The sequence below is a fragment of the Pseudomonas sp. RIT409 genome, assembly GCF_003052515.2.
In the GTDB taxonomy this organism is placed as follows: domain Bacteria; phylum Pseudomonadota; class Gammaproteobacteria; order Pseudomonadales; family Pseudomonadaceae; genus Aquipseudomonas.
Genome location: NZ_QARE02000013.1, coordinates 140,092 through 152,941, shown reverse-complemented (window position 1 = coordinate 152,941; position 12,850 = coordinate 140,092). Strand labels below are relative to the sequence as shown.

The following is a 12,850-nucleotide window of genomic DNA, read 5'->3' as shown; positions in this document are numbered from 1 at the left end:
GAGTTTCTTTTTGAAAGTCCGCCCCATGTTGGCGGCCATGGCGATCGCTTCGCTGTTCGGCTGCGCCACCGACCCTGCGCCGACAGAGCAACTCAAGCTCACCGAACAAGCGGTCGCTCAGGCCTCGGCCGTTGGTGCAACGGAAGATGAGCCGGACATGGCCGCTGCGCAGGCAAAGCTTGCACAGGCCAAGGCTGACATGACCCACCAGTCGTACAAGGATGCCCGCATGCAGGCAGAACAGGCCGAGCTGGACGCACGGCTCGCCGAGGCGCGTGTTCTGACGCAAAAGAGCGACGAGCAGTTGACTCAGGTGAACGGGCGACTCGAGCGCCTGCGTAAACAATTGGGGACCAGCCAATGAATCGCGTTCCCCGTACGCTGGCGCTTGGGCTGTTGTTGGGCTGCGCCGGCCTGTATGGCTGTGCCGGTCACCAGGCCAGCGAGCAAGCCCTGCAACGCGCCAATACCGATTTCCAGAAAGTGAAGGGCGACACCAATGTGTTGCGCAGTGCGCCCAGGGATGTGATCCGAGCCGGTGAGTTGCTGGCGCGGGCCGAGCGCTTGTCCAGCTACATCGGCAGTTCGGAGGACGTTACCCATTACGCCTATCTGAGCAGTCGCTACAGCGCCATCGCGGCTGAGCACAGTCGGCTGTTGCTCAATCAGGAGAAGCTTGCACGCCTGGAATTGGAGCGTCAGCGCCTGCAACTGGCGCTGCGCGAAGCGAAGTTGGCGGGCGCCCAGAAACAAGGCCAGTGGGCCGAAGATCAGGTGGTCAGCCTCTCGACCCAGCAAAGCGAGCGAGGGCTTGTCATGACCCTTGGCGACATGTTGTTCGACACTGGGCGCGCCGAATTGAAGAGCTCGGCGAACCGTACGGTGCTGAAGGTCGTCCAGTTCCTTCAATACAACCCAAAACGCGTGGTGCGGATCGAGGGTTACGCCGACGGCACTGGGGACAGTCGGGAGAATCTGCAGTTGTCTCGCGATCGTGCACAGGCGGTGGCCGATGTCCTTTCCGATCTCGGCATTGATGACGAGCGTATTCAGGTCGAGGGGTACGGCGATCAATTTCCAGTGAGTGCAAACACGTCTGAGCGTGGCAGGGCGCAGAATCGTCGGGTTGAAATCGTGTTTTCTGACGACAAGGGCGTGTTGAGCGCCCCTCGCTAAGCATCCCTCACCAAGCCCGGTTTTTCGTTGAAAAGCCGGGCTTTTTCATGGGCGGTGAAAAGAGGTCTGTTCGAGGGGTGGCGGGAGGAGTGCGCATGAATTGATCCGCAAACCGATGTATGACTAGTCGGAGGGCTAACTGTCCCCGTACACTTCGCAACTGTAATGGTGAACTGCTCGCGCCGGTGCCCGCTGATGATTGGGTCATGGCGCGTAAAACGTGCTTCGAGGGACTCGAAATGACCAATCTTCTGCTGTATCAACGCATCGCTCAGCAGTTGGCTGAAGACATTCGCCGAGGCGTGTATCAGCCCGGCGAGCGGGTGCCCTCCGTACGCAAGATGAGCTCACAGCTCAACGTCAGCCATGCCACGGTGTTGCAGGCTTATGCGAATCTCGAAGATCAAGGGCTGATTCGGGCACGCCCCCAGTCCGGTTACTACGTGCACCAGACGCCGGCTCTGACGGCCCCGACGCCGGACATCGCCCGGGTTGAGCGCCCCGGCCTCGTTACCCGTGCCAGCATCATTCAACAGGTTCTGGTCGAGGCGCGTCGCGAAGGCGTGTTTGCTTTCGGAGCGGCCGTTCCGCACATCGATTACCTGCCGTTGCGCGCATTGCATCAGCAGTTGGCCAAAGTCACTCGGTTCCACAGTCCGCGTGCATTCAATTACATGTTCAGCCCCGGCTTCGAGCCGTTGCGTCGTCAGGTGGCAATCCGCATGCGTGACGCGGGGGTCGTGGTTGATCCTTCAGACATTGTCATCACCCATGGCTGTGTCGATGCGCTGCAGATGTCGCTGCGGGTGCTGACCCGTCCGGGCGATCTGATCGCCGCCGAATCCCCCACCTATTATGGGCTGTTGCAACTGGCGGACCTGTTGGGCCTGAAAGTGATCGAGATCCCCAGCGATCCCAACACAGGCATCAGCCTGGAAGCCTTGCAGTTGGCCGCCAATCAATGGTCGATCAAGGCGTTGGTCATGACCTCGCGCTTGAGCAACCCCTTGGGCAGCACCATGCCGGAGGAGCGACAGAAACACTTGCTGCGGTTGGCGTCGGATTTCGATATTCAGGTGATCGAGGACGATATTTACGGCGAGCTGATGTATGAGCAGAACAAAACGAAGGCCCTCAAGGCGTTCGATCGTCTAGGGCGGGTGATCTATTGTTCGAGTTTTTCCAAAACGCTGTCGCCCGGTGTGCGTATCGGTTGGATGATCGCGGGCAAGTATCAGGCGGAAATTCAGCGTTTGCAGACGTTCAGCACGCACTCGGCGTGCAGTGTCACACAGATGGCGGTCGCTTCCTATCTGGAGAACGGCGGTTATGACCGCCATCTGCGCTACATCCGGCATGAACACCGGAAAAATCTGAGCGCATTTCAGCTGGCGGTGCAGCAGATGTTTCCAGAGGGGACGCAGATCAGCCGCCCTGCAGGCGGGTTCATCCTTTGGATCAGCTTGCCAGGTCGGGTCAACACGCAGGAATTGCACGTCCGGGCGCTGGAGCAGGGGATCAGCATTGCGCCGGGCCTGATTTTCAGCAACACGGAGCAGTTCAATCACTGCATTCGCTTGAACTGTGGCTTGCCGTGGAATCGGGAGGCGGAACGTGCGCTGATGACGCTGGGTATGCTTGCCAAACAACTGTGTCAGGACAGCGGTCAATCCTGGTGAACTTGGTCCGCTGAGCGCTTTCCACTCTATACGAGTTAGAGAGGTCGACTGGCAGTGCACTCACTTGTCAGCGGCCATGCAAAGGGCCAGCATATCGGCTTCTGCCTTTTTACTGCCGTTCGATTATGAATTTTCTTCGTTGTGTGGGACTTTCAGTGCTTGTCATTCTGTCAGGATGCGATCCCGACAAGCCGACTGCGCCGCCTCCCAAAGTCGCCGCTCAGGCACCACAGGCCGCCGCTCAGGCACCACAGGCCAAGGTTGAGCGCGCGTCCCCCGAACCCGAAAGTGCTCAACGTGCTCCCGTAGCAGCGCCTACCCCGGGTGAGCCGGTGCACGAGCTCAAGCCCAACATCAATGTCGTGCCGGTGACCGCAGGCTCCAAGCCAGCAGGGGGCAGGGCGGCTGAGGAGAAGTTGGCCAAGGTGCCTGCCAAGGAATCGGTTGGGCAGCAGAAAACCTCTGCAGCTAATGCCAAATCAGCCAAGGTCAAAGCGGATAACGCCGAGATCGCAAACCGCGCGCCGGTTTCCAGCAAGAGCAAATCCCCGTCGCAGGTGGTGAAAGAGACGCGTCTGCCCAAGGCCGCTCTGGATTTGAGCCTGCCACCGGACATGGTCAAGCAATTGACCCCTCCGGCGAATGTAATCACAGCGGGCGGCAGGACGAAGTCCCCGCAGGCGGGCGGCAAGCCGCTGTTGCCGAAGATGTTTCCGGATGCCCAGCAACCCTCTGACTTTCAGCTTCAGGGGCGTTTGTTGAGTAACGAAATGGAGTTGCAACTGCGCAATGAAGCGCGCAAAGAGGTCGACGGTGCCGCCCTGGATTTCAAATTCACTCAGTGATGTAGCCTGGTTTAGGCTGTTACGCGGCATTTCAAACGCGCGTTTCAGCGGTTAAGATCGTATTCGCTCTCATCACGTCTTTAGAGAAATCGTCATGGAATGCCGTCCGGGCTGCGGTGCCTGCTGCATTGCGCCGTCTATTTCCTCACCCATCCCCGGGATGCCCCATGGCAAGCCTGCGGGTGAGCGCTGTATCCAGCTTTCTGCGGACAAGCGGTGTCTGATTTTCGGCCAGCCTCAGCGTCCTCCGGTGTGTGGCGGTTTCTCAGCCGACCCCGAGGTCTGCGGCAGTAGTTTCGAAGAAGCTGTGCGTTTGATTGGGTGGTGGGAGCAGGCTACCTCGGTCGCTTGAAAGGCGGCGGGGGCGGTGGATCTGAGTATCTGAACGACAAACAATAAGGAATAAGAATATGGGTTCGCTGTACCGGATTGCCTTAGGGCTGAGCATGACTGTACTGGTGGCGAGCGCCGTCCAAGCCGAAGACTGGAAGGTCGCCAAGGACGAGGACGGCATCAAGGTCTCTCTAAGTGACGTTCCTGGCTCGCAATACAAGGCTTATCGGGGTGTGACCACCATCAAGGCCAGCGTTGCGAAGCTGCGCAGCTTGCAAGAGGACGTGGCGGGTGCCTGTGCCTGGGTGCATGAGTGCAAGCTGCAGAAAGTGCTCAAGCTCGAGGGTGACAAGGCCTGGACCTACACGCAATTCAACACCCCTTGGCCCGTTACGCCTCGTGACTCGGTGCTGCAAATCACAACGGTTGAAGGTGCTGATGGAAGCTTGACGCGCAAGTTACTCGGGCAGCCGACGTACATTCCGGAAGAGAAAGGCTTCGTTCGGGTGGCGCAAGTGGAGGGGTTTTGGAAACTCGTGCCCAAGGGGCCGAATGAAACAGAGGTGACCTACCAGGTGCATACTGAACCAGGCGGGAGCGTACCTTCCTGGGTGGCGAACAAGTTCGTTGTAGATGCGCCGTTCAATACGCTCAAGGCGCTGCGGGATCGCGCATCGAAATAACCCGGACGATTTTTCATGCGGAACAAAAAAGGCTGCCAGTGGCAGCCTTTTTCAGTTGTCTCGCGCTTACTTTCGTTCAGCCAGGGGCTTGATGTCGCGGGACGTTTCGCCAGTGTACAGTTGGCGCGGACGGCCAATCTTGTACGGACTGGAAAGCATTTCCTTCCAGTGGGAGATCCAGCCCACGGTACGCGCCAGCGCGAAGATGACCGTGAACATGCTGGTTGGGATGCCGATCGCCTTGAGGATGATGCCCGAGTAGAAATCGACGTTCGGGTACAGCGAGCGCTCGATGAAGTAAGGATCGGTGAGCGCGATCTCTTCGAGGCGCATGGCCAGTTCCAACTGCGGATCGTTGGTGATGCCCAGTTCGCGCAGCACTTCGTCGCAGGTCTGTTTCATTACCGTGGCGCGCGGGTCGCGGTTCTTGTAGACGCGATGACCGAAGCCCATCAGCTTGAACGGGTCGTTCTTGTCCTTGGCCTTGGCGATGTACTTGTCGATGTTGGAGACATCGCCAATTTCATCGAGCATGGTCAGCACTGCTTCGTTGGCGCCGCCGTGGGCAGGGCCCCACAAGGCTGCGATGCCCGCGGCAATACAGGCGAACGGGTTGGCACCCGAGGAACCTGCCATGCGTACGGTGGAGGTCGAAGCGTTCTGCTCATGGTCGGCGTGGAGGATGAAGATCCGGTCCATGGCCTTGGCCAGCGTCGGGCTGATCGGTTTGATCTCGCACGGCGTGTTGAACATCATGTGCAGGAAGTTTTCGGCGTAGCTCAGGTCATTGCGGGGGTACATCATGGGCTGGCCCATGGAGTACTTGTACACCATGGCCGCGAGGGTCGGCATCTTGGCGACCAGGCGGATCGCCGAGATTTCACGGTGCTGCGGATTATTGATGTCCAGCGAGTCGTGGTAAAACGCCGAGAGTGCGCCGACCACGCCGCACATGACGGCCATCGGGTGAGCATCGCGACGGAAGCCGTTGAAGAACGTCTTCAACTGTTCATGAACCATCGTGTGGTTCTTCACTTTCTCGACGAATTCGGCTTTCTGCTCGGCGGTAGGCAGTTCGCCATTGAGCAGCAGGTAGCAGGTTTCGAGGTAGTCGGACTGCTCGGCCAGTTGCTCGATCGGGTAGCCGCGATGCAGCAAGATGCCGTTGTCACCGTCGATGTAGGTGATCCTGGATTCGCATGAGGCGGTCGACATGAAGCCTGGGTCGAATGTGAAGCGTCCGGTGGCGGTCAGGCCGCGTACGTCGATAACATCGGGACCAACGGTGCCGGTCAGAATGGGCAGCTCGACGGGGGCAGCGCCCTCGATGATCAACTGCGCTTTTTTGTCAGCCATGTGGCCTCCTATTTATGCTTCAAATCATCAGACAGGCCCCCCACGCAGGGCCCGCATCACTATAGTGAGATAAATTCTAAAGTCAATTTGCCAAAAGTCTTCTGGCAGAGGGCTTTAAGTGTGGCTTTTCCACGAAATTCACTGCCATTTACGCCTTTTATTCCGCCAGCGCAATCCGCCATTAGGGGAGGGCAGGTGCGTTGTCATTAGTTGGCTAACTGTCTATACTCGGCACCCGACCGCCAGGGGCTCGCAGGCCCGTTTTTCTGGGGGTCGTCACTTCCTGGGTAGTGGGTACCTGACCAGTGCACTTCCCAACAACTTGCCCTGATTCCTAGGGGCTCTTCAGTGTGAAAAAAAAGCCGTGAAAAGCCAACGACCTGTAAACCTAGACCTAAGGACCATCAAACTCCCCATCACCGCGATCACGTCGATCCTTCACCGCATCTCCGGCATCATTCTCTTCATCGGCATTGCCTTCATGTTGTACGCGCTGGGCAAGTCGCTGGGCTCCGAAGAGGGTTTCGCCGACGTGAAGGCGTCCTTGACCAGTCCTCTGGCCAAGTTCATCGCATGGGGGCTTCTGTCTGCCCTGTTGTACCACCTGGTGGCGGGCGTTCGTCACCTGATCATGGATTCGGGTGTCGGTGAAACGCTTGAAGGCGGAAAGCTGGGCTCGAAAATCGTCATCGCCGTTTCCGTGGTGCTGATCGTTCTGGCGGGAGTTTGGATATGGTAACCAGCGTTACGAACCTGTCTCGTTCGGGCCTCTACGATTGGATGGCGCAACGCGTCTCCGCTGTAGTGCTCGCGGCTTATTTCATTTTCCTGATCGGATACCTGGTCGTTCACCCGGGCCTGGATTTCGCCCAGTGGCATGGCCTCTTCTCCCATAACGGAATGCGCATCTTCAGTCTGCTGGCCCTCGTGGCCCTGGGCGCTCACGCCTGGGTCGGCATGTGGACCATCGCGACCGACTACCTGACGCCCATGAGCTTCGGCAAGTCCGCGCTGGCTGTGCGTTTCCTGTTCCAGGCGGTCTGCGGCATCGTGATGTTCGCGTACTTCGTCTGGGGTGTGCAGATTCTTTGGGGTATCTGATTCATGGCTAACATCAAGACACTATCCTTCGACGCCATCATCATCGGTGGCGGCGGTGCAGGCATGCGTGCTGCCCTGCAGTTGGCTCAGGGCGGCCACAAGACCGCCGTAGTCACCAAGGTCTTCCCGACTCGCTCCCACACCGTATCCGCCCAGGGTGGCATCACCTGCGCCATTGCGTCGGCCGACCCGAACGATGACTGGCGCTGGCACATGTACGACACCGTCAAGGGTTCCGACTACATCGGCGACCAGGACGCTATCGAATACATGTGTCAGGAAGGCCCTGCAGCGGTCTTCGAACTGGACCACATGGGTCTGCCGTTCTCCCGCACCGAAACCGGTCGCATCTATCAGCGTCCGTTTGGCGGTCAGTCCAAGGACTTCGGTAAAGGCGGTCAGGCTGCCCGTACCTGCGCGGCCTCCGACCGTACCGGTCACGCGCTGCTGCACACCCTGTACCAGGGCAATCTCAAGGCAGGCACCACCTTCCTCAACGAGTACTACGCTGTCGACCTGGTGAAGAACTCCGAAGGCGCCTTCGTCGGCGTGATCGCGATCTGCATCGAAACCGGCGAAACCATGTACATCAAGTCCAAGGCCACCGTGCTGGCCACGGGCGGTGCAGGGCGCATCTATGCTTCTACTACCAACGCCCTGATCAACACCGGCGATGGCATCGGCATGGCACTGCGTGCGGGTGTTCCGGTTCAGGACATCGAAATGTGGCAGTTCCACCCGACCGGCATTGCGGGCGCAGGTGTACTGGTCACCGAAGGTTGCCGCGGTGAAGGTGGCTACCTGATCAACGCGCACGGCGAACGCTTCATGGAGCGTTACGCGCCGAACGCGAAAGACCTGGCAGGTCGCGACGTGGTTGCGCGCTCCATGGTCAAGGAGATCATCGCCGGCAATGGTGTGGGCCCTAACAAGGACCACGTACTGCTGAAGCTGGACCACCTGGGTGAGGAAGTGCTGCACAGCCGCCTGCCCGGTATCTGCGAACTGTCGAAGACCTTCGCCCACGTCGACCCAGTCGTCGCGCCGGTTCCCGTGGTTCCGACCTGTCACTACATGATGGGCGGCGTCGCTACCAACATTCACGGCCAGGCGATCACCATGGACGCCGAAGGCAATGACCAGATCATTCCGGGTCTGTTCGCCGTCGGTGAAGTGGCTTGCGTATCGGTTCATGGCGCCAACCGTCTGGGCGGCAACTCGCTGCTCGACCTGGTGGTATTCGGGCGTGCTGCGGGTCTGCACCTCGAAAAAGCGCTGACCGAAGGCATTGAATATGCCGACGCCAGCGACACCGACATCGATGTTGCCCTGAACCGTCTGAACGCGCTGAACAGCCGTACCGAAGGCGAAGACGTTGCCAGCCTGAAACGCGAGCTGCAGAGCTGCATGCAGAATTACTTCGGTGTATTCCGTACCGGTGAATACATGGAGAAGGGGATCGAGCAACTAGCGGGCCTGCGCGAGCGCATCGCCAACGTGAAAATCAACGACAAGTCCCAGGGCTTCAACACTGCGCGTATCGAAGCGCTGGAGTTGCAGAACTTGCTGGAAGTCGCTGAAGCCACGGCGATCGCGGCCAACACCCGTACTGAATCTCGCGGCGCTCACGCCCGTGAAGACTTCGAAGACCGTGATGACGTCAACTGGCTGTGCCACACCCTGTACTATCCGGGTGAAAAGCGTGTTGCCAAGCGCGGCGTCAACTTCGCGCCGAAGACCGTTCCGGCGTTCGAACCTAAAGTCCGGACTTACTAAGGGTGGCTGCTATGTTGAAAGTCGAAGTTTATCGTTACAACCCCGATACCGACTCGGCGCCTAAAACCCAGGTGTTCGACGTCGATACCGGCGGAAAGGACCTGATGGTGCTGGACGTGCTGGCGCTGATCAAAGAGCAGGACGAAGGGTTCTCCTATCGTCGTTCCTGCCGTGAAGGCGTCTGCGGTTCCGACGGCATGAACATCAACGGCAAGAACGGCCTGGCGTGCATCACGCCGCTGTCTGCCGTCGTGAAGAACAACAAGCTGGTGGTGCGTCCGCTGCCTGGCTTGCCGGTCATTCGTGACCTAGTCGTCGATATGAGCATCTTCTACAAGCAGTACGAGAAGGTGAAGCCATTCCTGCAGAACGACACGCCGGCGCCGGCCATCGAGCGTCTGCAGTCGCCTGAGGAGCGCGAGAAGCTGGACGGCCTGTACGAGTGCATCCTGTGCGCGTGCTGCTCGACGTCCTGCCCTTCGTTCTGGTGGAACCCCGACAAGTTCCTCGGTCCGGCCGCACTGCTGCAAGCCTATCGTTTCCTGGCTGACAGCCGTGATACCAAGACCCAGGAGCGCCTGGCGTCGCTGGATGATCCGTTCAGCGTATTCCGTTGCCGCGGGATCATGAACTGCGTGAACGTTTGCCCGAAAGGCCTGAACCCTACCAAGGCCATCGGTCACGTTCGCAGCATGCTTCTGACCAGCGGTATCTGATGTTCCGGCCCGTGCGGCAACGCTACGGGCCGGTTCGTTGCACCCTGTGGCATCGATACATCGCAGTATTTGAAAATGTTGTACCCGCAAACGCTGCGGCGCAGGCTTCAACCGGCGCCGGAGTTTAAACCTGAGCAGCGGTCATATGGCTGCGGCTCTTATTTGAAGAAATGAGACCAGCAGGGGCATCCGGGCTGGTACCCGGACTATCTGCGTGATCCCTGGCAGCCGGATTCGTGCGCGACTCGATATCGTCGCGGGATGGATTCCAAGCAGGCTCGGGCGTCGACGCCGGTGGTGTCCCCTAACCGAGGGTGACCAAGCATGCAAGAAAGCGTGATGCAGCGCATGTGGAACAGCGCCCACCTTTCAGGTGGTAACGCTGCCTATGTGGAAGAGCTCTATGAGCTCTACCTGCACGACCCTAACGCTGTGCCAGAAGAATGGCGCACCTACTTCCAGACGCTGCCGGCAGATGGCAGCACTGTCACCGATGTATCGCACTCTACGGTTCGCGATCATTTTGTGTTGCTGGGCAAGAACCAGCGCCGCGCACAGCCGGTCTCCGCCGGTAGCGTGAGCAGCGAACACGAGAAGAAGCAAGTCGAAGTGCTGCGACTGATCCAGGCGTACCGTATGCGCGGCCATCAGGGTGCGCAGCTCGACCCGCTGGGTTTGTGGAAGCGTACTGCGCCAGCTGACCTGTCGATCGACCATTACGGCCTGACCAACGCTGACCTCGATACCACCTTCCGTGCCGGCGACCTGTTCATCGGCAAGGAGGAGGCGAGCCTACGCGAAATCGTCGACGCGTTGCAGAAGACATATTGCCGCACCATCGGTGCCGAGTTCACGCATATCGTCGATTCCAATCAGCGCAACTGGTTCATGCAGCGCCTCGAAAGCGTGCGGGGCCGTCCAGCTTACTCCGCCGACATTCAGAGCCATCTGCTCGAGCGCGTCACCGCGGCCGAGGGTCTGGAAAAGTACCTGGGGACCAAGTACCCGGGCACCAAGCGTTTCGGCCTGGAAGGTGGCGAAAGCCTGATTCCGATGCTGGATGAGCTGATTCAGCGTTCCGGTTCCTACGGCACCAAGGAAATCGTCATCGGCATGGCCCACCGCGGCCGTCTCAACGTTCTGGTCAACACGTTCGGCAAGAACCCTCGCGAGCTGTTCGACGAGTTCGAAGGCAAGAAGAAGGTCGAATTGGGCTCCGGTGACGTGAAATACCACCAGGGCTTTTCCTCCAACGTCATGACCACCGGTGGCGAAGTCCACCTGGCCATGGCGTTCAACCCGTCTCACCTGGAGATCGTTTCTCCAGTGGTGGAAGGTTCCGTGCGCGCCCGTCAGGACCGCCGCAACGACACCACCGGCGAGAAGGTGCTGCCGATTTCCATCCACGGTGACGCGGCATTCGCCGGTCAGGGCGTGGTCCTGGAAACCTTCCAGATGTCCCAGACGCGCGGCTTCAAGACGGGCGGCACGATCCACATCGTGGTGAACAACCAGGTGGGCTTCACCATCAGCAACCCGCTGGATGCGCGTTCGACCGAATACGCGACCGATGTGGCGAAGATGATCCAGGCGCCCATCCTGCACGTGAATGGCGACGATCCTGAAGCAGTGCTGTTCGTCAGCCAGTTGGCGATCGACTACCGCATGCAGTTCAAGCGTGACGTGGTGATCGACCTGGTCTGCTACCGCCGTCGTGGCCACAACGAGGCCGACGAGCCAAGCGGTACCCAGCCATTGATGTACCAGCAGATCGCCAAGCAGCGCACCACCCGTGAGCTGTATGCCGATGCACTCGCTGCCGCGGGTGTGCTCAACGCTGAAGGTGCCCAGGCCAAGGTCGACGAATACCGCAGCGCGCTGGACAACGGCATGCATGTGGTCAAGAGCCTGGTCAAGGAGCCGAACAAGGAACTGTTCGTCGACTGGCGTCCCTACCTGGGCCATGCCTGGACGGCGCGTCATGACACCCGTTTCGACCTCAAGACCCTGCAGGAGCTGTCTGCCAAGCAGATGGAGCTGCCGGAAGGTTTCGTGGTTCAGCGTCAGGTTCAGAAGATCTACGAAGACCGCCAGAAGATGCAGGCCGGTGGCTTGCCGATCAACTGGGGCTACGCGGAAACCATGGCCTACGCCACGTTGCTGTTCGAAGGCCATCCTGTGCGCATCACCGGCCAGGACGTAGGTCGCGGCACCTTCTCGCACCGCCATGCCGCGCTGCACAATCAGAAGGATGCCAGCGTCTACCTGCCGCTGCAGAACCTGTTTCCTGGTCAACCAAAGTTCGAACTGTATGACTCCTTCCTGTCGGAAGAGGCCGTCCTGGCGTTCGAATATGGCTACTCGACCACCACGCCGAACGCGCTGGTGATCTGGGAAGCTCAGTTCGGTGACTTCGCCAACGGTGCGCAGGTGGTGATCGACCAGTTCATCACCAGTGGCGAGCACAAGTGGGGCCGTCTGTGCGGTCTGACGATGCTGTTGCCGCATGGCTACGAAGGCCAAGGTCCGGAGCACTCTTCGGCACGTCTCGAGCGTTACCTGCAGCTGTGCGCCGAGCACAACATCCAGGTGTGCGTGCCAACCACCCCGGCCCAGATCTACCATCTGCTGCGCCGTCAGGTGATTCGCCCGCTGCGCAAACCGCTGGTGGTGCTGTCGCCGAAATCCCTGCTGCGTCACAAGCTAGCGATCTCGACCCTGGAAGATCTGGCCGAAGGCTCGTTCCAGACTGTCATTCCGGAAATCGACACCCTCGATCCGGCCAAGGTGACCCGTCTGATTCTGTGCAGTGGCAAGGTTTACTACGACCTGCTGGAAAAACGCCGTGCCGAAGGCCGCGAAGATATCGCCATCGTGCGTATCGAGCAGCTGTACCCGTTCCCGGAAGACGACCTGATGGAGGCCATCGCGCCTTACACCAACCTGACCCATGTGGTCTGGTGTCAGGAAGAGCCGATGAACCAGGGCGCCTGGTACAGCAGCCAGCACCATTTGCGTCGTAGCATCGGCAATCACAACCGTAACCTCGTCCTCGAGTACGCCGGTCGTGACGCCTCCGCTGCGCCTGCCTGTGGTTACGCTTCGATGCACGCCGAACAGCAGGAAAAACTGCTGCAAGACGCGTTCACCGTTTAACGCCTTCGCGCACTAGAAACCGAATTAAG

Annotated in this window: 12 protein-coding genes; 11 read left to right on the top strand and 1 reads right to left on the bottom strand. The window is 59.4% G+C overall.

All coding sequences use genetic code 11. The features are described 5' to 3' along the window. Window positions 1–10 precede the first annotated feature (10 nt). From DBP26_RS17380 to DBP26_RS17355, 6 genes are all read left to right on the top strand, one after another. Window positions 11–364, top strand: a complete 354-nt coding sequence (locus DBP26_RS17380; protein WP_108238770.1) for a DUF4398 domain-containing protein — start codon at window positions 11–13, stop codon at window positions 362–364. Then, complete coding sequence (locus DBP26_RS17375; RefSeq protein ID WP_108238746.1) at window positions 361–1,176, top strand: OmpA family protein; 816 nt, start codon at window positions 361–363, stop codon at window positions 1,174–1,176. Before DBP26_RS17380 ends, DBP26_RS17375 begins: the two co-directional genes overlap by 4 nt. A gap of 239 nt (window positions 1,177–1,415) precedes the next feature. Then, window positions 1,416–2,855 (top strand): PLP-dependent aminotransferase family protein, encoded by a 1,440-nt coding sequence (locus DBP26_RS17370; RefSeq protein ID WP_108238769.1) that lies wholly within the window; start codon window positions 1,416–1,418, stop codon window positions 2,853–2,855. A gap of 155 nt (window positions 2,856–3,010) precedes the next feature. Further along, window positions 3,011–3,700 (top strand): translation initiation factor 2, encoded by a 690-nt coding sequence (locus DBP26_RS17365; protein WP_108238745.1) that lies wholly within the window; start codon window positions 3,011–3,013, stop codon window positions 3,698–3,700. 94 nt (window positions 3,701–3,794) lie between these two features. After that, window positions 3,795–4,052, top strand: coding sequence for a YkgJ family cysteine cluster protein (locus DBP26_RS17360; RefSeq protein ID WP_108238744.1), 258 nt, complete (start codon window positions 3,795–3,797; stop codon window positions 4,050–4,052). A gap of 58 nt (window positions 4,053–4,110) precedes the next feature. Beyond that, window positions 4,111–4,716: an START domain-containing protein gene (locus DBP26_RS17355; RefSeq protein ID WP_108238743.1), complete on the top strand. Its 606-nt coding sequence runs from the start codon at window positions 4,111–4,113 to the stop codon at window positions 4,714–4,716. A 66-nt stretch (window positions 4,717–4,782) separates the two neighbouring features. Here DBP26_RS17355 and gltA read toward each other — a convergent pair whose 3' ends face one another. Then, on the bottom strand, window positions 4,783–6,072 hold the full coding sequence (gene gltA / locus DBP26_RS17350) for a citrate synthase (protein ID WP_108238742.1): 1,290 nt from the start codon (window positions 6,070–6,072) through the stop codon (window positions 4,783–4,785). A gap of 364 nt (window positions 6,073–6,436) precedes the next feature. Here gltA and sdhC point away from each other — a divergent pair, with 364 nt between their 5' ends. From sdhC to DBP26_RS17325, 5 genes are all read left to right on the top strand, one after another. After that, window positions 6,437–6,811: a succinate dehydrogenase, cytochrome b556 subunit gene (sdhC, locus tag DBP26_RS17345; RefSeq protein ID WP_108238741.1), complete on the top strand. Its 375-nt coding sequence runs from the start codon at window positions 6,437–6,439 to the stop codon at window positions 6,809–6,811. After that, window positions 6,805–7,173 carry a succinate dehydrogenase, hydrophobic membrane anchor protein gene (gene sdhD / locus DBP26_RS17340; RefSeq protein WP_108238740.1) on the top strand — a complete coding sequence of 123 codons (369 nt, stop codon included), beginning with the start codon at window positions 6,805–6,807 and terminating at the stop codon, window positions 7,171–7,173. Before sdhC ends, sdhD begins: the two co-directional genes overlap by 7 nt. A gap of 3 nt (window positions 7,174–7,176) precedes the next feature. Then, window positions 7,177–8,949: a succinate dehydrogenase flavoprotein subunit gene (sdhA, locus tag DBP26_RS17335; protein WP_108238739.1), complete on the top strand. Its 1,773-nt coding sequence runs from the start codon at window positions 7,177–7,179 to the stop codon at window positions 8,947–8,949. An 11-nt stretch (window positions 8,950–8,960) separates the two neighbouring features. Continuing rightward, on the top strand, window positions 8,961–9,665 hold the full coding sequence (locus DBP26_RS17330) for a succinate dehydrogenase iron-sulfur subunit (RefSeq protein ID WP_108238738.1): 705 nt from the start codon (window positions 8,961–8,963) through the stop codon (window positions 9,663–9,665). Between the two features lie 324 nt (window positions 9,666–9,989). Next, a complete protein-coding gene (locus DBP26_RS17325; protein WP_108238737.1) occupies window positions 9,990–12,821 on the top strand; it encodes a 2-oxoglutarate dehydrogenase E1 component in 2,832 nt (943 codons plus the stop codon). The last annotated feature ends 29 nt before the right edge of the window (window positions 12,822–12,850 follow it).

Coding starts and splice junctions, on each gene's coding strand:
- DBP26_RS17325 (WP_108238737.1), top strand. CDS start 9,990: ATGCAAGAAAGCGTGATGCAGCGCATGTGGAACAGCGCCCACCTTTCA.
- DBP26_RS17370 (WP_108238769.1), top strand. CDS start 1,416: ATGACCAATCTTCTGCTGTATCAACGCATCGCTCAGCAGTTGGCTGAA.
- DBP26_RS17360 (WP_108238744.1), top strand. CDS start 3,795: ATGGAATGCCGTCCGGGCTGCGGTGCCTGCTGCATTGCGCCGTCTATT.
- sdhA (WP_108238739.1), top strand. CDS start 7,177: ATGGCTAACATCAAGACACTATCCTTCGACGCCATCATCATCGGTGGC.
- sdhD (WP_108238740.1), top strand. CDS start 6,805: ATGGTAACCAGCGTTACGAACCTGTCTCGTTCGGGCCTCTACGATTGG.
- DBP26_RS17375 (WP_108238746.1), top strand. CDS start 361: ATGAATCGCGTTCCCCGTACGCTGGCGCTTGGGCTGTTGTTGGGCTGC.
- DBP26_RS17355 (WP_108238743.1), top strand. CDS start 4,111: ATGGGTTCGCTGTACCGGATTGCCTTAGGGCTGAGCATGACTGTACTG.
- gltA (WP_108238742.1), bottom strand. CDS start 6,072: ATGGCTGACAAAAAAGCGCAGTTGATCATCGAGGGCGCTGCCCCCGTC.
- DBP26_RS17330 (WP_108238738.1), top strand. CDS start 8,961: ATGTTGAAAGTCGAAGTTTATCGTTACAACCCCGATACCGACTCGGCG.